Here is a 17,497-nt window from a genome sequence, read left to right as displayed (position 1 = left end):
CTTTTTCTTTTTTTAACTTATTTTAAAACATAATTATTAAATAGTATACAATCCAAAAATATGAATGTATATTAAATAATTTTTTAAGCTAGTTGCTTAACTTTTTATTTTCTACTAAACTTTAGAATATACAATTTTGAGGTGTTTAAATGAAAACAACTGTTAGTGTAATTAAAGCTGATATTGGAAGTGTGTCTGGACATTGTGTAGCACACCCAGATTTAATGGATATTTGTGATGAAGTTTTAGCAGAAGCTTTAGAGACAAATATTTTAACTGATTATTATATCTCCCGTTGTGGAGACGACATTGACTTGATTATGACTCATAGAAATGGGGAAGAAAACGAAGAAGTTCACGAAACTGCTTACAATGCTTTCATGAAAGCTACTGAAAGAGCACGTGAATTAAAATTATACGGTGCAGGTCAAGATTTATTATCTGACACCTTTTCTGGAAACATTAAAGGTATGGGTCCTGGTGTTGCTGAAATGGAATTCAAAGAAAGGCCAAGTGACCCTGTTTTAGTATACTGCTGTGACAAAACCGAACCTGGTGCATTTAACTTACCTATTTTTAAAATGTTCGCAGATCCATTTAACACTGCAGGTCTTGTTATTGACCCAAGTTTACATGATGGATTCAAATTTGAAGTATTTGATGTAATTGAACACAGAAAAGTTATCTTAAACTGTCCTGAAGAAATGTACGATTTACTCGCATTAATCGGTTCTACTGGAAGATACGTAATTAAAAGAGTATGGAAGAAAAACGGAGAAATCGCAGCAGCTATCAGTACTGAAAGATTAAACTTAATGGCTGGAGAATACGTTGGTAAAGATGACCCTGCAGCTATTGTAAGAGCACAATCTGGTTTCCCAGCTAATGGTGAATGTGTAGAACCATTTGCATTCCCTCACATGGTAAGTGGATGGATGAGAGGTTCCCACAACGGTCCTATGATGCCTGTATCTGAAAGAGATGCAAACCCAATTAGATTTGACGGACCACCTAGAGTAATCGGTTTAGGTTTCCAAGTATCTGATGCTAAATTAATAGGTCCTGTTGACTTATTTGATGACCCTGCATTTGATCCTACTAGGGAAGAATCTGCAAGAATCGCTACCTACATCAGAAGACACGGTCCATTTGAACCTCACAGATTACCTGCTGAAGAAATGGAATATACTTCATTACCTGGTGTAATGGCAAAACTCGAAGATAGATTCGAAGATATGGAATAAATTTAAGGGATTTTAATTAATCTCTGCTTTTTTTTACTTTTTTTATATTATTGTAAATCAAATACTTTATTTTTAAGCTGCAGATGGTAAATGGGGACGGTTTTTTTATTAAATGGTGGAATTTAATTGATTTTTTGTTTAAATTAAACCATGAATCATTCTAAGAGCATCTAATAATCCATGACTATATTCGATACATCCAAATGCTGTACGCATATCTTTTTTCTTTTCAAGATAATATTTTGAATCGTTCATATAATCAACAGCTCTGTCATAAACTTCTTTTTCTTTACCTTCAAAGTTTATGTCTTCAACCTGTTTCAGATTGCGTTCCAATTTCTTAATGTCAATACTTATTTTTTCTGCACTTTCTAAATCATTCATTTAAGTTGTCTCCATACGTGATATATTCTTTGCCCTACTGTAATGTAGGATAATATTACTAAAATTATTATGGTGTATGTAAAGTAAATTGGGCTTGTTAAATATCCGATAACTGCTCCGATCATTAATATTATCATACGGACAGCTCTTTCAGCTATTCCAACTTTACATTCAACTCCCTGGGACTCTGCTCTAGCTCTAACATAACTGACTGTAATTGCTGAATGTATGGCCAGAACACCGATAAACCAGTCACAGTATCCTCCAAATATTATTCCTATGTAGATTATGGCGTCTGCAAATCTGTCCATTGTTGAGTCCAGAAATGCTCCAAATTTTGAAGTTTTGTTGTGATATCTGGCTACTGCACCATCTACAACATCTAAAAATCCGCTTAGTAAAATAGCTAATGTTCCAATAATCAGTAAATGATTGGCAAATCCGTAAGCAGCAAGAACTGCAATAAACGGAGAAATCACTGTTACGATATTCGGATTTATATTTAAATGTTTGGCCAGCGGATTTAATATTTTTGTTAAAAAAGGACGTAGACTTTCAAGCATAATTTATATATAAAGATTTTACTCATATATAATTGTTCACAAAATATTCGGGTAATTTAATGAAAATATTAAAAACTAATCAAAATAAAGTAGATAAAAAGGTCATTGATGAGGCTGTTAAAGTTTTAGCTGATGGCGGAGTTATTTTATATCCTACCGATACTGTTTACGGTTTGGGAGCTAATATTTTCAATAGAAAAGCTGTTAAAAGAGTTTATAATATTAAGAAAAGAAGCTATTTAAAACCGATTTCTCTTTTAGTTTCTTCTAAAGATGCAATTCCTTTGGTTTCAAGGGCTTCTGTAAACCAGCTTAATTTTATGGACAAATATTTGCCTGGACCTTATACATTTATTTTAAAAAAGTCAAAAATTGTTCCGAGACATCTGACAAGCGGGTCTGCTAATGTGGGTATCCGTGTTCCTGAAAGTGAGATTGCATGTAATTTAGCTAAACTTTTTCCAATAACTACCACCAGCGCCAATATATCAAGTGAAAATACATTGGACACTCCTGAAGAAATATTGAAACAATTAGGATGTGAAGTTGATTTGGTTATTGATGTAGGTCCTTTAAAATCTAAAAATCCATCAACAATTATTGATTTGACTGCTGAAGAACCTATTTTTGTTAAAAGGTAAGCTTAAAAATATATACTTTGTATAACTAAATAATATATTATGAAAGTCTTGGCTAATTTTGAGGATAATCATAAAATCCCAACTAATTCAGGTATTGATAATTTATTGGACGGGGGAGTGGAAAAAGGAACTGTTACTCAGATATTCGGTCCGCCCGGTTCTGGTAAAAGTAATATCTCTTTGGTATTGGCAGTTAATGTAGCTAAACAGGGTAAAAAAGTTGTTTATGTTGATACTGAAGGGGGAATTTCAATCAACAGAATTAAACAAATAGCAGGGGAAGATTTTCCTAAAATAGTTAATAATATTATAGTTTTTGAACCGACTTCATTTTTAGAGCAAAATGAAAATCTTAAAACTATTGAGCTCTGGATTAGAAAGCATCATGATGATGTGGATTTATGTGTTTTGGATTCAGCTGTTGCTCTTTATCGTGTTGATGATATGAAATCTTCAAGACTTAATAAGGAATTAGGTAAACAGATGGGGATTTTAGCTAAAATAGCTCGTAATTATGATGTTGCAGTTGTACTTACCAATCAAATTTACAGTTCTTTTGATGATGATAACAAGGACGTTGTTAAAGCAGTCGGAGGAACTATTTTGCAGTACTGGAGTAAAACTATTATTCAGTTAGAGCGAAATGATGAGTTTAATAAAAGAGTAGCTACACTAAAAAGACATAGAAGTATCGGTGAAGGTAAACAGGCTACTTTTAAAATAGTGGAAAGGGGAATTATTTAAACATTAATTTTATAAATAACTTAAAATAAATAATTACTTTGGAATTTTATTAGTATTATGTGATTTTTATGAAAAATAATTTAAGCAGTTATGAGGAAGGTAACATAAAACATCCTAAAAAGAAATTTGAAAAGGTTGTAAGAGTTCCTCCTGAAGGATATGAATCTTCAAACGATTTTTTTGAAGATGTATTCATGGATAAAGATATGATTTGGATGGGTCAAAACACAAATCATTTACATGGTGATATTATAGCTGATGCTATGGCTAGCTGTGCTAAAGCTAAAGAATACTGTAAATATCCACCTCCAGAAGGATTTTCAGAACTTAAGCAATTAATTTTAGACGATTTAGGTTTTAAAAATTCAGATGTTTTATTAACTGCTGGAGCTACTGAATCATTATACCTTTGTATGCAGGCATTATTGGGACCTCAGGATAATGTGGTCATGTCTGATCCGGGTTATTTAATTATCGGAAACTTTGCAAACAGATTTGCAGGTGAAGTAAGGTATGTTCCGGTTTATAATGAGGAATGTGGCTATAAATTAACTCCTGAACTTCTTCGTGAGAATATGGATGAAAACACTAAAATGGTAGTTTTAATCGATCCGTTAAATCCATTAGGTTCAGGTTATACTGAAGAAGAAATAAAAGAGTTTGCTGAGATTGCTATTGAAAATGACATTTATCTTTTAGATGATGTAACATACAAAGATTTTGCAAGGAATCATTATCTGGCTGCAGATTATGCGCCTGAACAAACCCTGACTATTTACAGTTTTTCAAAAATATTCGGAATGGCTGGTGTTAGGATTGGGGCAGTGGTTTCAACTTCCGATATCATTGATGTTTTAAAAAATGCAGTTGTCAATGATTTGGGAGTTAATATAATTGCTCAGTATGGTGCAATTGCAGGTTTAAAATCCAAAAGCGAATGGGAAGATAAAATAAAATCAATCACATTCAATAATCAAAAATTAATTAAAGAGGTTGTTGATGAAATTGATGGTGTGTTTTTACCGGTTTATCCGTCTGAAGCTAATATGATGGCAATTGATTTATCTGGTGCAGGTATCAGTCCTAAAGATATGTCAAATTACTTGCTTAAGAGAAAAATATTCACAAGGGAAGGAGAATATACCAGTAATTTATTTGGGGATAATTATTTGCGTATAAGTTATTCTATTCCTGAGGAGCAAATAAAAGTATTCTGTGAAGAATTCCCTAAAGCTGTTGAAGCATTAAGGAAATAATCATGTGTTTCGAAATTATGGATGAGGATTTCAGATTCAGATATCATCATCCGCTACCTAATTTTTATAAAGTTTCAAATCCTGCAAATCCCAAAACTCAAATTGATAATTCTGTTTTAAAAGATTTGGAAAAATTGGCTGCTGAAAATAATTGTGCAGGCATTAGCTATTCTAAATTAAGTGATGATTTTAGGAAAGAATGGAATATTGATTTTGACAATGTTATTATTTTTAAATATTTGATGTCTCCTGAAATTTTGGAAATGGATCAATCAAAACTAAAATGCAAGCTTATAGATGATGAATTTCAGGAAATTGGCCGTAAAATGTATGGTTTTGCTGATTTTTTAAGAAAAAACGAATTTAGTGCAGAACTGCTTAATCCATTAGATGATAAAATTAGTTTAAGGGCAATAGCTATGCAGTCAAATGATGCGGTCATTACAAGAAGCAATATGTGTCTTTTTAAAGAGGGTTTAAATATAGGATTTTTCATGATTCACACATCAATTGAAAACTTGCCTTTTAAACAGGAAAATGACATGTGCTGGGTTGGGGAATTTTGTAAAACCTGTGGAAAATGTATCAGGAAATGTCCTGAAAATGCATTTGATGAAAATGAGCTGGTTTTAAGAAAAGTTTGCACTGCCCATAGGGAAGGATGCAGCCAGTGTATGCTGGTTTGTCCATTTTATAAAAAAGGTTATATTAAAATAAAGCAAAAATATGATAAAAGAGTAGCTAAAAAGAGAGGTTGATTATATGAATGATAAAATAGCATTAGTGTCATGTAGCGGATTAAGTCCCCTTGGTTTAGTAGTAAGGGCTGCTACTGTGGAATTAGCTCTAGATAATGAAAATATTGTTGCAGCATGTATAACTGAATATTCTGCACAGCCAAATCAATGCAGTCCTATTTTGGAAGATGCAAAAGTAGTGTCTATAACTGGCTGTACAGACGATTGTGTTTCAACTATTCTAAAAGAAAAAGATGTTGATATAGTAAAAAACATAGATGCCGAATCAATTGTCAAAGAAAATGATTTGAATCCTAATGATTCAGTTAGGTTAGATGATGATGGTGAAAAGGCCGTTAAGGCTTTAAAAGATTATATTTTAAAAGAATTAGAGAATATTTAATCTGATAAGTAATAATATTCTCCTTTTTCTTTTTGTTCACGATCAAGATAGCTGTCTAATTTATTAACTCTTGGTCTTTTTGTTTCTTTATCTCTTCTGAAAGTAATATTTAGATTTCCTAAAAATTCGTTCATGGAAGTTCTTAAATCTGTCGGTTTGGATGCATGACCTTCTAAACCGGGAGTACCGTTAAATACCATTGCCCTGTCTGAGATATAATCGATAAATACAATATCGTGGTCTACAATAAGTGATGCTGCATTTCTGCTTTCAACCATTTTTCTAATAACTCTTGCAGCTATTAATCTTTGTTCCACATCTAAAAATGCAGTAGGTTCATCGAAAAGATAAATTTCAGCATCTTTTGAAAGTGTTGCAGCTATTGCAAGTCTTTGGAGTTCCCCACCACTTAACTTTTTAACTTCTTTTTCAAGCATATCTTCTAATTTAAAAGGTTCCATAATCTCGCTTTTAAAGATGTTGCTTCCGAAACTTGGAGCATTCATGTACAGGAAGTCACTAACAGTTCCTTCAAAATCAGAAACTATATATTGTGGTTTGTAAGCTATTGTAACTTCTGTGTCTACTTCTCCGCTTGTCGGTTCTTCTACTCCTGCCAGCATTTTGGCGAAAGTGGTTTTTCCTATACCATTTGAACCAAATGCAGTTACGATTTCGTCGTGGAATATTTCTCCAGCATCTGCAGTTAATTTGAATCCGTCATAATCCTTACTTAAATCAGAATAGCTGGACAGTGATTCTCCTTCATCTTCAGGAGTCGGTGGTCTGATTGTAAATTCAATAGGATTTCTTCTTATCCTTACATTTTCTTCAGCTAAAAATCCGTTGATGTATGCATTGATTCCAATTCTAACACCTTTTCTACCTGATACAACACCATATCCTCCAGGTTCACCAAATAAAACATGGATATTGTCGGACAATGCATCTAAAGTAGCCAAATCGTGTTCAATAACTAAAACACTTTTGCCGTCTTGAGCAAGTGAACGGATTACTTTTACTGCATTTAACCTTTGTGAAACATCCAGCCAGGATGTAGGTTCGTCAAAGTAATAGAAGTCTCCTTCTCTTAAGACAGTTGCAGCTATAGCTACTCTTTGGAGTTCCCCACCACTTAAGTTTTTCATTTCACGGTCTAAAACATTATGAAGGTCTAATTCATCACAGACATAATCCAATTTTCCTCTTTCATCAACATTTGTAAGCAAATCACTTACTTTTCCTTTTACAACTTTTGGAAGCTGATCCACCATTTGAGGTTTTAAAACAGCTTTTATTTCTCCAGCGGCTAATTTTGTAAAGTAGTTTTGAAGAGCTGAACCTTTATAATGTTCAATTACTTTGTCCCAATTATCTTGAGGGTTTTCATAATCTCCTAAGTTTGGAATTAAAGTTCCGGACAGTATGTTCATTATTGTTGATTTACCGATTCCATTTGGACCGAGCAAACCTAAAACACTACCTTCAGTTAAACTAGGAAGTCCAAATAGTTCAAACTGGTTTTGTCCGAATCTGTGAATTGGTTCTCCTATAGCTTCAGGTAAGTTAATAATTGAAATAGCATCAAATGGACATCTGTTTGTACAAATACCGCATCCTTCACATAATTCTTCAGAAATCAATGGTTTGTTAGTGTCTTCATCAATGATGATTGTGTCTTCATCCATTCTGACTCCTGGGCAGTAATCAATACAAACGAAATTACATTTCTTAGGTTGACATTTGTCTTTGTCTAATATAGAAATACGACTCATTTATATCTCCTTTAATTATAATAATAAAAATAAAAATTAATAGTATTTTTATATTAGTTTTTTTTCATTTTTAAAGGATTTGGTTAGGAAGTATTTAAGTTTTAAACTGAGTTTTTAAAAAATAGACATGGAAGTTTAAACTTCCATTTTAAGCTTTATGATAAAAGTACACAGTTGCAAAACCTTCGTTAGGAGCTCTTCCCCTATTTATGACAGTATTGTCTCCATCTAATAATGAAATTGTAGAAGGTCCGCCTTTATATTGGTTAAATGTTATACTTGCAGAATCTATGTTTCCAAGGTTGATTGTTCTGGAACCGTTTCCTTCTATAAGTGAATGATGCCCATCAACTATAAGATCAAGTCTCCATGTTCCGCCACTTTCAATCTTGATTTTAAAATCACTTTTTGTATTTGATTTTGAAGAGTCATTTTCTGAAATAAATGCAGGTATTGTAATTGCACCTATTATACAGATGGCAACTAGTATTACAATAACTTTTTTATTCATAGGCTCATCTCCTTATTTAAGTAAATTTTTTTCACTTAAAATAGTAATAATCTATATAAACATTATAAGTATTATACTTTATTGGAGCTAAAATTATTTAAGTGGACACATAGAAAAATGTGTGTATGAAACAAGTGATGGTTGTAAGAAGAGATTTAAAAATGGGCAAGGGAAAAATTGCTGCTCAATGTTGTCATGGTTCTATAGGTTCATATAAAAGAACAGATTCTAAATTAATTAAAAAATGGGAATCTGACGGTTATGCTAAGGTAGTTTGTAAAGTGGATTCTTTGGAAGAATTATTGGACCTTAAAAAGGAAGCCGATAAAAACAATGTTTCTAATTATTTGGTAGTTGATGCTGGAAGGACTCAGTTACCTACATCAACCACAACAGTTTTGGGCATTGGGCCTGATGAAGATGAAATAATGGATAAGATAACTGGGGATTTAAAACTTTTATGAGTTTTATTTAATTTAATGATAGCTAGTTTTAATTAAACACATAGTAAATTAGGTTGGAGATATCATTATCAAACAGGTTGTTAAAATTGGGGGAAGTTTATTTCCAAAAGATGCAATAACATTAGCTAAAAAACTGGAAAATACAAATTCTTTGATTATTTTAGGTGGTGGGGAGTTTGCTAATTTGATAAGGGAATATGATTCATATTATCATTTTTCTGATGAAGCCAGTCACAATACTGCAATTGAATGTATGGATATTTTATCTAAATTGGTTAATGATAAAGTAAACTCTACAAAATTGGCATATACAATTGACGAAGCTGAAAAAATTTCAGATAATGGTTTTACTCCTATTTTTATTGTTTCTGAATTTTTGAAAAATGAAGATCCCTTTGAATGCTCATGGGATGTAACTTCAGATTCAATTGCAGCATATGTTGCACACTCCTTAAATGCAAAGCTTTTAATAGTAACAAATGTAAATGGTATATATACCCGAGAACCTAATGAAGAAGGTTCGGAATTTATTAATGTCATTGATGCAAAAAAACTACTGACTTTTGATGAAACATCAATAGACTTAATGTTGCCTTCTCTTTTACTTAAATTCGGGTCTGATTGTTTTGTTGTAAATGGAAAGTACCCTGAAAGGGTGTTATCTCTTATTGATGATAATATAGATAATTATAATTTCGATTACACACAAATAATAGGTGATTAGATGAAAGAAGTAGAATGTATTTCATGTAAACAAGAAATTCCATTAACCGGGCCTTTCGTTGAATTTGAATGTCCTGTTTGTGGAGCAAAAATAGCAAGATGTGAAAAATGCCGTACTTTCGGTCATGCTTATAAATGTGAATGTGGTTTTGAAGGACCATAAATACTTAGTAATGGAGGAATGTTGATGGGTGAAGTTGTAGCAACTTTAAAAATCATGCCAGAAAGTCCTGATGTAGATTTGGAAGCTTTAAAAGCAGCTATTCAAGCAGCTATGCCTGCTGAAGCAGAATTCCACAAAATTGAAGAAGAACCAATTGCATTTGGTTTAGTTGCATTAAACCTTATTTTCATTATTGAAGATGGTGAAGGTGGAACAGAATCTACTGAAGAAGCTATGGCAAAATTAGCTGATGTAGCTAGTGTGGAAATTACTGATACTAGAAGATTAATGTAAATCTTCTTTTTAATTACTTTTTTTATATTCATAAAATTATTGTTGTGCATAACAACATTTATATATTATTTTTCAAAAAATTGAGTCTGTAAAATTTTATAGGCTTATTTGATTTTAATGTGTTTTTCAGTCCAATTTTGCATTTGATAGTCTAAAAATGTCAGGATTCCATTTTTGGTTTTGTATATTTTCTTTATTTTTTCAGGATTGGTTTGTCTGTAGTAATTTTCGACTTTATTTGATGTTTTTTCTATATTTTCATCATCAAGATATTCTACGTATCTGTGGAAGTGATTTATGATATGTTTTCTTATGAAATCTTTTAAAACAACTGGTATGGCCGTATATTTTTGTAAATATTGTTTAAATTGTTCTATTGCTTCTTTTTTTGAGTTTTGTCTGAAACAGTTTTTTAATTCTTGTGCATTTTCGTAAATATGGTCTCTTTGTTTTCCATTAATCTTGTTTCTTCTACAATATACTTTTAATTTATGGTTTATTGTTTGAAACAGATGAAATATGCACAATTGATGTTTTACTTCTATTTCATCTGCTACATTACGATACATTGGGAATAAATCGGTTGTTAGGCAAATGAATGGTTTATTTTCTGTTGATTCTAAGATAAATTTTTTCGTGTTTTTTGGTATTCTGCGACGTACTATTCGTTCTGTGACTGGAATATTGAGTATTGCATCAAATAAAGTTAATCTGTAGTGTCTAGTTCCATTAAGTCTTAAAAATTGCTCATCATATAAATAATAGCCAGAATATTCAAATTTTTCATTGCTGATGCTTTCTTCGTGATTTTTGTCAGACCAGTTCTTGATTGTTTGATGAGATATTCTGATTCCAAGGAATATTTCAAAGTATTTACTTATTTTACGAAGTGATTGGTACCCTATTTTCATTATTCCTGGAATTTTATCCATTATTTCTTGTAAAAATTGTTTATTTTCACCAATTAATGGATTATTGTATATTCCGAATTTTTTTCCACATTTTTTGCATTGATATTGCTGTTCTTTGAATTCTGTTGTTTTTCCATTAGTATTTTGTTTGTTTTTCTTTATTGTGCCTTTTTTGATTATTTTGTGGCTTCCACAAACTGGACAAATGGGATTATCATATTTAAAAGTATTATTTTCATCTAAAAATAGTTTATGATTAGTATTTTCAAAATTAGGTGTTTTATTCAATCTTTTTGAAATAATTTTTTCTTGATCAATTTTTTCATCAAAAAAATCATAAAGTTTAAGTTGTATGAAGTCTATATTACTATTGAGGGCAGATTTGTTTTGTTTGGTCATAAAATATTATTTGTCCTCACTTATTAAAGTATTTTACTATTTTTAAATCATTTATATTAAAATTAAAGAAAAATTAGAATGAAATTTCATCAAAATGAAAGTTCAACTGTAAAAAATTAAAAAACAAATAAGCCTATAAAATTTTACAGACTCAAAAAATTAAATCTGTTGATAACTAATGGGTTGATTTCAATTAACTTGTTTATGTTTATTATAAATTTCAATGGTGTTTTTTAATGTATACAACAGATGATCTTATTAAAATAAGCCCCCATATGATTTGCCATATAATAAGCCTGCATTCTTTTCATGACATTTTTATTAATCATTATCTTAAAGATTTTGGGATTAATAAAAATCAGTACTATATGCTGATGCATGTTTTTTATAATGAAAGTTCAACTCAGTCAGATATTGCAACAGCCTGTTTGATGGACAGGTCTGGAGTTTCAAGAGCATTTGGTGAGCTTGAAGAAAAAGGGATTCTGACCAGGGAATATACTGAGGAAAATAAAAGAGCTTATAAAATAGACATTACTGAAAAAGGAAAAGAATTAGGTAAATTTTTACATGATAAGGAACTGGAATGGGAAGAGGAAATTGCACATGAACTGGAAATGTCTAGAGGAGAGTTACTTACAACATTGGAAAGATTAGCTTTAAAGGCATTGGAGTTTGACAGGCAAAGAATTGATAATTTTAAATATTGATTATTTTCTGCACCACTATTTTTTTTTAATTTTTTTGGATACATTTTTTCAATACTAGCTAAATATTCTTATTTAAATTAAACAAAGTATAAATTGCAGTTAATTTAATTAATAGCTATGTTAGAATTAGTATTTGCTTGTTTTATAGGAATTTTAATCGGAACTTTAACTGGGATGATTCCGGGGATTCACGTCAATACTGCCGGTGCAATACTTTTTGCATCGTCTGCATTCATTTTAGGTTTCTTGTCTCCTGAATTTTTATGCGTTTTAATGGTATCCATGTCTATAGCCCATGCATTGACAGAATTTGTACCTTCAATGCTTTTGGGAGTTCCTCAGGAGGGAACTGCAACATCTATTCTTCCAGGCCACAGAATGGTTCTACAGGGAAGGTCAAAAGAAGTTATAAGAATTGTTGCCGTTGGAGGATTTGGGGCAATTGTAATTACGATTTTGATGATGCCTGTTTTTGCAGTGACATTGCCTTTTTTACATGAGCTTACAAAGCCATACACTTGGATTATTTTGCTTTCAGCTTCAGTTTATTTAACTTATGCCCTTACAAATTCAAAAAGAGATTTTGCATGGTCATTATTGCTGTTTTTGCTTTCAGGAATTTTGGGATGGGCAATTTTCCAAACTCCAATTTCATCAGGAGTTTCTTTGATGTGTATTTTTTCAGGGTTATTTGGGATAAGTACAATTTTATTTAGTTTAAATGATAATTCGACTATTCCTCATCAGAACAGTTTTTATGAATTAAACATAGATTTCAATAAATTTAAAAGCATTTTTGCTGGTGGAATTACAGGAGCTATTTTGGGATTTCTGCCGGGATTTGGTCCTGCTCAGGGAACTGTAATAGTTCAGGCAGCTAGCGGTACAAATGATAATTCAGAAGATGATACAGTTAATTTTTTACTGGCTACTTCCGGTTTGAATATTTCAGATTGTCTTTTTTCTTTAATGGCAATTTATATAATTGGAAATCCCAGAAGCGGCATAGCAGTTTATATGTCTTATTTAATCTCAGATATGTCAATCAGCCATTTGATGATTTTTATTTTTGCATCTTTAATAGCAGTTTCAATATCTCTGATTTTATGTTTAAAATTAGGGGACTCTTTTTCAAAATTAATGGGTGGAGTTGATTACCGTAAATTATCAATAGCTGTGATTATCCTGCAAATTGGGATTTTATACATTTTTACATTATATTATAAAGCTCCAATTTTTTACATGACTCTGGCTTTGATTACATCTACTGCCCTTGGAATGCTGCCGCATTATATTGGAGTTGGAAAGTCTCATTTAATGGGAGTTCTGATTGTTCCGGCTATTGTAATTTATATGCAAATGTTTATTTAGATTATCAGCACATTGTCAGCTATTTTTTCGGCTTTTTTGATAATTTTTTCAATATCTGCCTGAGGATAACTGTCAATTACACACAAATCACATTTTTCAATTTCCAAATCTTCAAATGCTTTGTTGTAAATCTCATAATTTCCGAGTATTTCATTAACTTCAAGGTTAAATTTCAGATTTTCAATAGCTTCGCTGTAAACATCATTGAATATTACTTTTTCAAATCCGTATTTGAGCAAATAGATTCCAATTGATCCGTTACCGCACATTCCATCAATAGCTGTTCCTTTTTTGATATTGCTGTTTTCCAAGTAATTGTGAAGTTTAATAAGTTTTTCTTCTGTTGTTGGAGCTACTTCAATATGGTATTTGTGCTGGTCTTTGTTTATGATTATTTTTTCCATTTCATCATTATTTTTGATAAGTGTTCTCATAACGTCTGAACGGTTGCAGCAGCCTGACAGCAATTCAAAGTTTTTTATATGGGAATCTTTGTCAATCATACCATTGACTTCCTGAGGATTTCCTTTTAAAACTCCTTTGACTTCATCTACTTCATCAGTCAGTCTTTTGGCAACCTTTTTGTTGAAATCAGGATGGATTAACACTAATGAATCTTTACCAATAAACTGTGCCATTTGTGTAGAATAATAAAAACATGGAAGGGGAACAGGGCTGTGTCTTCTTAATGTTGCATTTTGAGGAATTATTTCCTCTTCAATCATTATCTTTAAGACATGGCTCATTACAATGTCGATAGGTCGTTTCCCACATTTGCATTTTTTATAATCTGAGTCAAGCTCATTAAAGTCAATCAATTCATTTAACGGACTGAATTTTTTTATTGCAACATCTTCACAGTTTTCACAGGGGTTCAGTTCAGCTATTTTGCCGGCCATATTTTCTTTTGTTGTAATACAATTTTTTCCACAGGAGCAGTTTTGTGTCATATTTCTGTATATTGATTTTAATATGTAATTATTATTTGGAAAGTAATAAAAACTTTATTAATTAGTATTACTAATGTCTAAAATAGATTTAAAATAGTTTTAGGTTGTAAATATGAACAATAATGTAATTAAAAAACAATTTGACAGTATTGGAAGCAATTTTGATGTTGTACCTCAATATAATGTTTTTAAACAAAAATACTCTTCTGAGGAAAAACTTCTTTTAAGTGAACTTCGTGAAAATTTAGTGGATTTAGCTATATCATCTGATGAATCTCTTCAGGTAAATGAAGATAAGTTATTAAATGATATTAAGAACTTTTTATTTGCAAAGTTAGCAAACAACTCTCAAAATAATACCATTTCAAATGAATATTTGGACAACTTAGCAAGAAAACTGTTTCAGGATCTTGTAGGTTATGGGGAAATTGACCCATTAATTCGTGATGATAATTTGGAAGAAATCATGGTAATTGGTATAGATAAACCGGTTTTTGTTTATCATAGGGAATACGGTATGATGAAAACGAATATTCTGTTTAAAGATGCTGGTGAAGTGATGAATCTGATTGATTCAATAGCCAGACAGATAAATCGCAGAATTGATCAGGAATCACCAATTTTGGATGGTAGGCTGCCGGACGGTTCAAGAGTTAATGCAACAATTCCTCCAATTTCAGCAGACGGTCCGTCAATGACTATACGTAAATTTAAAAGAGATCCATTAACCATAATTGATTTGATAAACTCAAAAACAATTTCAGTTGAACTTGCAGCATTTTTCTGGCTGTGTTTTGACGGTTTGGGAGTAAAATCAGCTAATGCAATAATATCTGGAGGAACCAGTTCCGGAAAAACCACAACATTAAATGCATTATCTTCATTTATAAATCCAAAAGAAAGGATAATTACAATTGAAGATACCTTAGAACTTCAAATACCTCATGAACATGTTATTAGAATGGAAACAAGACCGCCAAATGTTGAAAACAGAGGTGAATTAACAATGAATGACTTGGTTAAAAACTCATTAAGACAAAGGCCGGACAGGATAATTGTCGGTGAAGTTAGGGGAAGTGAAGCCATTACACTGTTTACAGCACTAAATACTGGACATTCTGGATTTGGGACACTTCATTCAAATGATGCAAGAGAAACGATCACTCGATTAACTAATGCTCCGATGTCTGTTCCGAATATTATGATTTCAGCTATTGATTTTATAATAATGCAAAACAGAATTTATAGGTCTGATGGAGTGTCATTCAGAAGAATAAGTGAAGTGGCGGAAGTATCCGGAATCGAAGAGGGAGTAATTCAATTAAATAAGATATTTGAATGGGACCCCCAAAGTGACACTATTAAAAATGTGGGAATTACCAGTAAAACATTAACTGAAATAGCTAATGTTAGTGGAAATTCTTTAAACAGTCTTTATGATGAAATCAAGAACCGTGAAATTGTTCTGCAGCATATGGTTGATTGGAATATCAGATCAATCAAGGATGTCAGCACTGTTTTGGAGATGTATTATTTGGATTCTCAAAAGGTGTTAAACAGAATTTTATTGGCTGGATAGTGGTAGTATGTTTGGTAATTTCTTTATAAAGGTAGCGGATGTGTTTTTAAATATTTTTGATTTTTTTAAGAATTTCAATTTTAAAAATCTTAAACTTCCCAAAAGGAATAAAACAAAAAAAGAGATTAATCCAAAATTATTTACCAAATTGAATTTCAGTGAAGTTAAAAAACAGAAGGACATTCAAAATAAATTATTCAATAAGCTGCGGAAAATCTTTTTAAAATATTTTTTAGGTAAAAAAACAATAGCTACTGAGATTTTAATGTTTTTGGTTCTGTTTGCAATTGCAGGTTTTGAAATCGCTGGAATTTATTTAACTTCAATAGTTATGATTTATATTTTTATGCTGTATTTTCCAAAAATCAGCCAGAAACATCAGTATGATGACTTAAATTTTGAGTTGCCTTATGCTTTGAGGCATATGGCAACTGAACTGAAAGCAGGAAAAGGGTTGCATGACACGCTGCTTACAGTATCTATTGCAAATTATGGGTCTCTTTCCGGTGAGTTTAAAAGAGTTTTAAAAGAGATTAAATACGGTAAATCAAGTGAAGATGCACTGATGGAAATGTCACTAAGAGTATCGTCAGAAGGTTTGTCAAGGGCAGTTCATCAGATTGTAGGAACTTTAAGGGTTGGTGGAAACCTGGCCAATAGCTTAAATGTTATTGCTGAAGATATTTCATTTGATATGCAGATTAAACTAAAAGAATATTCTCAAAAATTAAATGGATTTATCTTAATTTATACATTTATAGCTATTTTAGCTCCTGTTATAATTTTAATCATGTTAATGGCAGCATCAACAGTTGTGGGAGATATTGTATCTGAGGAAATGGTATTTATAATGTATATGTTCTTTTTTCCATTGATTGTGGTTTTCATGGCTTTGTTCATTAAAAGAATGGAGCCAAAAATTTAAAGGGATGTTTATAGGCAAACATCCTTTTTTGTAAAGTAGATGTATGAAATTGTCAGTCCAATTGCAAATGTGGCCAGTAGTATAGCTAGTGAAGTTGCTGTATTGCAGGAATAGTTGGTTATTTCATTTGAACTTATTAGATACGGGCTGCACCATGGAATGTAGGGAGCATATTTACTTGTATAAACAAACAAATTTATAATACTAAATATTGCACCTGCAACCATTGAAAAAACCATATTCGGCATAACTAATGAAAGAACTACAAATGGAGAAAAGCTTAAACAAAGTAAAATCTCTGAAATTAACATTTCTTTATAGCTATTTAATCCAACACTTAATGTAATGTCTGAAATACCTCCAAGATATGCGGCAATTACCGTACCTGTAAATGTAATTGTAGTAATTATGAATGCCCATATGAAAAACATCAGATATTTTCCAATTAATAGTTTTGTTTTAGATAATGGGGTAGTTAATATGGTTTTTAAAGTATGTTCTGTGTATTCTCTGCCAAAAAGATAAGCTATAATAATTGTAAATATGATTATGTAAAACAATGAGCAGGCATAAGTGGCACAGTAATCAAGTATTCCTTGAAATGTTGCATGTTCTCCTGTAAGCAGGCCAATATACAATAAAGAAGGTATGCTAAGTGCTCCAAGAACGGTTAATAAAAATATTTTTGAATGTTTCAGTTTTAGAAATTCCGTTTTAATAAAGGTTAACATTGTAAAAATCCTCCAAAAG

General features: G+C 31.5%; 21 protein-coding genes. 14 read left to right on the top strand and 7 right to left on the bottom strand.

The features are described from left to right. Nucleotides 1–149: 149 nt before the first annotated feature. Entirely contained in the window at nucleotides 150–1,244 is a 1,095-nt protein-coding gene (fbp, locus tag MSM_RS03075; RefSeq protein ID WP_011954007.1) for a fructose-1,6-bisphosphate aldolase/phosphatase, read from the top strand. Nucleotides 1,245–1,382: 138 nt separating this feature from the next. Here fbp and MSM_RS03070 read toward each other — a convergent pair whose 3' ends face one another. Together MSM_RS03070 and pgsA are read right to left on the bottom strand one after the other, a co-directional pair. Further along, nucleotides 1,383–1,628, bottom strand: coding sequence for a DUF357 domain-containing protein (locus tag MSM_RS03070; RefSeq protein ID WP_004032367.1), 246 nt, complete (start codon nucleotides 1,626–1,628; stop codon nucleotides 1,383–1,385). After that, on the bottom strand, nucleotides 1,625–2,191 hold the full coding sequence (pgsA, locus tag MSM_RS03065) for an archaetidylinositol phosphate synthase (protein WP_004032366.1): 567 nt from the start codon (nucleotides 2,189–2,191) through the stop codon (nucleotides 1,625–1,627). Before pgsA ends, MSM_RS03070 begins: the two co-directional genes overlap by 4 nt. 59 nt (nucleotides 2,192–2,250) lie before the next feature. Here pgsA and MSM_RS03060 point away from each other — a divergent pair, with 59 nt between their 5' ends. The 5 genes from MSM_RS03060 (at nucleotide 2,251) to MSM_RS03040 (ending at nucleotide 5,972) form a co-directional block, all read left to right on the top strand. Then, the gene (locus MSM_RS03060) at nucleotides 2,251–2,832 is read left to right on the top strand and encodes an L-threonylcarbamoyladenylate synthase (protein ID WP_004036540.1); all 582 of its coding nucleotides are present in this window, start codon (nucleotides 2,251–2,253) and stop codon (nucleotides 2,830–2,832) included. 39 nt (nucleotides 2,833–2,871) lie between these two features. Next, nucleotides 2,872–3,576 (top strand): DNA repair and recombination protein RadB, encoded by a 705-nt coding sequence (radB, locus tag MSM_RS03055; protein ID WP_004036542.1) that lies wholly within the window; start codon nucleotides 2,872–2,874, stop codon nucleotides 3,574–3,576. A 68-nt stretch (nucleotides 3,577–3,644) separates the two neighbouring features. Beyond that, complete coding sequence (locus tag MSM_RS03050) at nucleotides 3,645–4,832, top strand: pyridoxal phosphate-dependent aminotransferase (RefSeq protein ID WP_004036548.1); 1,188 nt, start codon at nucleotides 3,645–3,647, stop codon at nucleotides 4,830–4,832. Nucleotides 4,833–4,834: 2 nt separating this feature from the next. Beyond that, nucleotides 4,835–5,590: a DUF362 domain-containing protein gene (locus MSM_RS03045; protein WP_004036549.1), complete on the top strand. Its 756-nt coding sequence runs from the start codon at nucleotides 4,835–4,837 to the stop codon at nucleotides 5,588–5,590. A 4-nt stretch (nucleotides 5,591–5,594) separates the two neighbouring features. Then, entirely contained in the window at nucleotides 5,595–5,972 is a 378-nt protein-coding gene (locus tag MSM_RS03040; protein ID WP_004032361.1) for a putative zinc-binding protein, read from the top strand. On the opposite strand, the gene MSM_RS03035 is transcribed toward MSM_RS03040, so the two are convergent. Continuing rightward, the gene (locus tag MSM_RS03035) at nucleotides 5,969–7,747 is read right to left on the bottom strand and encodes a ribosome biogenesis/translation initiation ATPase RLI (RefSeq protein ID WP_004032360.1); all 1,779 of its coding nucleotides are present in this window, start codon (nucleotides 7,745–7,747) and stop codon (nucleotides 5,969–5,971) included. The genes MSM_RS03040 and MSM_RS03035 overlap by 4 nt on opposite strands. Nucleotides 7,748–7,895: 148 nt before the next feature. After that, nucleotides 7,896–8,258 (bottom strand): hypothetical protein, encoded by a 363-nt coding sequence (locus MSM_RS03030; protein ID WP_004032359.1) that lies wholly within the window; start codon nucleotides 8,256–8,258, stop codon nucleotides 7,896–7,898. A gap of 125 nt (nucleotides 8,259–8,383) precedes the next feature. On the opposite strand from MSM_RS03030, the gene pth2 reads away from it, so the two are divergent. From pth2 to MSM_RS03010, 4 genes are all read left to right on the top strand, one after another. After that, complete coding sequence (gene pth2, locus MSM_RS03025) at nucleotides 8,384–8,722, top strand: aminoacyl-tRNA hydrolase (protein WP_004032358.1); 339 nt, start codon at nucleotides 8,384–8,386, stop codon at nucleotides 8,720–8,722. 67 nt (nucleotides 8,723–8,789) lie between these two features. Continuing rightward, nucleotides 8,790–9,446 carry an amino acid kinase family protein gene (locus MSM_RS03020; protein ID WP_048058610.1) on the top strand — a complete coding sequence of 219 codons (657 nt, stop codon included), beginning with the start codon at nucleotides 8,790–8,792 and terminating at the stop codon, nucleotides 9,444–9,446. Further along, complete coding sequence (locus MSM_RS03015; protein ID WP_011954006.1) at nucleotides 9,447–9,608, top strand: zinc finger domain-containing protein; 162 nt, start codon at nucleotides 9,447–9,449, stop codon at nucleotides 9,606–9,608. A 24-nt stretch (nucleotides 9,609–9,632) separates the two neighbouring features. Then, nucleotides 9,633–9,902 carry an elongation factor 1-beta gene (locus tag MSM_RS03010; RefSeq protein ID WP_004036554.1) on the top strand — a complete coding sequence of 90 codons (270 nt, stop codon included), beginning with the start codon at nucleotides 9,633–9,635 and terminating at the stop codon, nucleotides 9,900–9,902. Between the two features lie 104 nt (nucleotides 9,903–10,006). Here MSM_RS03010 and MSM_RS03005 read toward each other — a convergent pair whose 3' ends face one another. Continuing rightward, nucleotides 10,007–11,212: an ISNCY-like element ISM1 family transposase gene (locus tag MSM_RS03005; protein WP_011953615.1), complete on the bottom strand. Its 1,206-nt coding sequence runs from the start codon at nucleotides 11,210–11,212 to the stop codon at nucleotides 10,007–10,009. 236 nt (nucleotides 11,213–11,448) lie between these two features. On the opposite strand from MSM_RS03005, the gene MSM_RS03000 reads away from it, so the two are divergent. Further along, nucleotides 11,449–11,922 (top strand): MarR family winged helix-turn-helix transcriptional regulator, encoded by a 474-nt coding sequence (locus MSM_RS03000; protein WP_011954005.1) that lies wholly within the window; start codon nucleotides 11,449–11,451, stop codon nucleotides 11,920–11,922. A gap of 117 nt (nucleotides 11,923–12,039) precedes the next feature. Further along, on the top strand, nucleotides 12,040–13,293 hold the full coding sequence (locus MSM_RS02995) for a tripartite tricarboxylate transporter permease (protein WP_011954004.1): 1,254 nt from the start codon (nucleotides 12,040–12,042) through the stop codon (nucleotides 13,291–13,293). Here the strand turns inward: MSM_RS02995 and MSM_RS02990 are convergent. Further along, the gene (locus MSM_RS02990) at nucleotides 13,290–14,243 is read right to left on the bottom strand and encodes an SAM-dependent methyltransferase (RefSeq protein ID WP_011954003.1); all 954 of its coding nucleotides are present in this window, start codon (nucleotides 14,241–14,243) and stop codon (nucleotides 13,290–13,292) included. The two genes, MSM_RS02995 and MSM_RS02990, sit on opposite strands and share 4 nt — an antisense overlap. A gap of 112 nt (nucleotides 14,244–14,355) precedes the next feature. Between MSM_RS02990 and MSM_RS02985 the strand changes: the two genes are divergently transcribed. After that, a complete protein-coding gene (locus MSM_RS02985; protein ID WP_011954002.1) occupies nucleotides 14,356–15,822 on the top strand; it encodes a CpaF family protein in 1,467 nt (488 codons plus the stop codon). Between the two features lie 7 nt (nucleotides 15,823–15,829). Then, nucleotides 15,830–16,747 (top strand): type II secretion system F family protein, encoded by a 918-nt coding sequence (locus tag MSM_RS02980; protein WP_011954001.1) that lies wholly within the window; start codon nucleotides 15,830–15,832, stop codon nucleotides 16,745–16,747. An 8-nt stretch (nucleotides 16,748–16,755) separates the two neighbouring features. Here MSM_RS02980 and MSM_RS02975 read toward each other — a convergent pair whose 3' ends face one another. Beyond that, nucleotides 16,756–17,478 carry an ABC transporter permease gene (locus MSM_RS02975; protein ID WP_011954000.1) on the bottom strand — a complete coding sequence of 241 codons (723 nt, stop codon included), beginning with the start codon at nucleotides 17,476–17,478 and terminating at the stop codon, nucleotides 16,756–16,758. Nucleotides 17,479–17,497 lie beyond the last annotated feature (19 nt).

It is taken from the genome of Methanobrevibacter smithii ATCC 35061, from assembly GCF_000016525.1.
Taxonomy (GTDB): domain Archaea; phylum Methanobacteriota; class Methanobacteria; order Methanobacteriales; family Methanobacteriaceae; genus Methanocatella; species Methanocatella smithii.
This window is presented reverse-complemented; position numbering and strand designations above follow the sequence as displayed.

Bases quoted from the DNA above. Each gene is read 5' to 3' on its own strand.
- radB (WP_004036542.1), top strand. From the start codon at position 2,872: ATGAAAGTCTTGGCTAATTTTGAGGATAATCATAAAATCCCAACTAAT.
- MSM_RS03030 (WP_004032359.1), bottom strand. From the start codon at position 8,258: ATGAATAAAAAAGTTATTGTAATACTAGTTGCCATCTGTATAATAGGT.
- fbp (WP_011954007.1), top strand. From the start codon at position 150: ATGAAAACAACTGTTAGTGTAATTAAAGCTGATATTGGAAGTGTGTCT.
- MSM_RS02985 (WP_011954002.1), top strand. From the start codon at position 14,356: ATGAACAATAATGTAATTAAAAAACAATTTGACAGTATTGGAAGCAAT.
- MSM_RS02990 (WP_011954003.1), bottom strand. From the start codon at position 14,243: ATGACACAAAACTGCTCCTGTGGAAAAAATTGTATTACAACAAAAGAA.
- MSM_RS02980 (WP_011954001.1), top strand. From the start codon at position 15,830: ATGTTTGGTAATTTCTTTATAAAGGTAGCGGATGTGTTTTTAAATATT.
- MSM_RS03035 (WP_004032360.1), bottom strand. From the start codon at position 7,747: ATGAGTCGTATTTCTATATTAGACAAAGACAAATGTCAACCTAAGAAA.
- pgsA (WP_004032366.1), bottom strand. From the start codon at position 2,191: ATGCTTGAAAGTCTACGTCCTTTTTTAACAAAAATATTAAATCCGCTG.
- MSM_RS03005 (WP_011953615.1), bottom strand. From the start codon at position 11,212: ATGACCAAACAAAACAAATCTGCCCTCAATAGTAATATAGACTTCATA.
- MSM_RS03070 (WP_004032367.1), bottom strand. From the start codon at position 1,628: ATGAATGATTTAGAAAGTGCAGAAAAAATAAGTATTGACATTAAGAAA.
- MSM_RS03000 (WP_011954005.1), top strand. From the start codon at position 11,449: ATGTATACAACAGATGATCTTATTAAAATAAGCCCCCATATGATTTGC.
- MSM_RS03040 (WP_004032361.1), top strand. From the start codon at position 5,595: ATGAATGATAAAATAGCATTAGTGTCATGTAGCGGATTAAGTCCCCTT.
- MSM_RS03010 (WP_004036554.1), top strand. From the start codon at position 9,633: ATGGGTGAAGTTGTAGCAACTTTAAAAATCATGCCAGAAAGTCCTGAT.
- MSM_RS03060 (WP_004036540.1), top strand. From the start codon at position 2,251: ATGAAAATATTAAAAACTAATCAAAATAAAGTAGATAAAAAGGTCATT.
- MSM_RS02995 (WP_011954004.1), top strand. From the start codon at position 12,040: ATGTTAGAATTAGTATTTGCTTGTTTTATAGGAATTTTAATCGGAACT.
- MSM_RS03050 (WP_004036548.1), top strand. From the start codon at position 3,645: ATGAAAAATAATTTAAGCAGTTATGAGGAAGGTAACATAAAACATCCT.
- pth2 (WP_004032358.1), top strand. From the start codon at position 8,384: ATGAAACAAGTGATGGTTGTAAGAAGAGATTTAAAAATGGGCAAGGGA.
- MSM_RS03045 (WP_004036549.1), top strand. From the start codon at position 4,835: ATGTGTTTCGAAATTATGGATGAGGATTTCAGATTCAGATATCATCAT.
- MSM_RS02975 (WP_011954000.1), bottom strand. From the start codon at position 17,478: ATGTTAACCTTTATTAAAACGGAATTTCTAAAACTGAAACATTCAAAA.
- MSM_RS03015 (WP_011954006.1), top strand. From the start codon at position 9,447: ATGAAAGAAGTAGAATGTATTTCATGTAAACAAGAAATTCCATTAACC.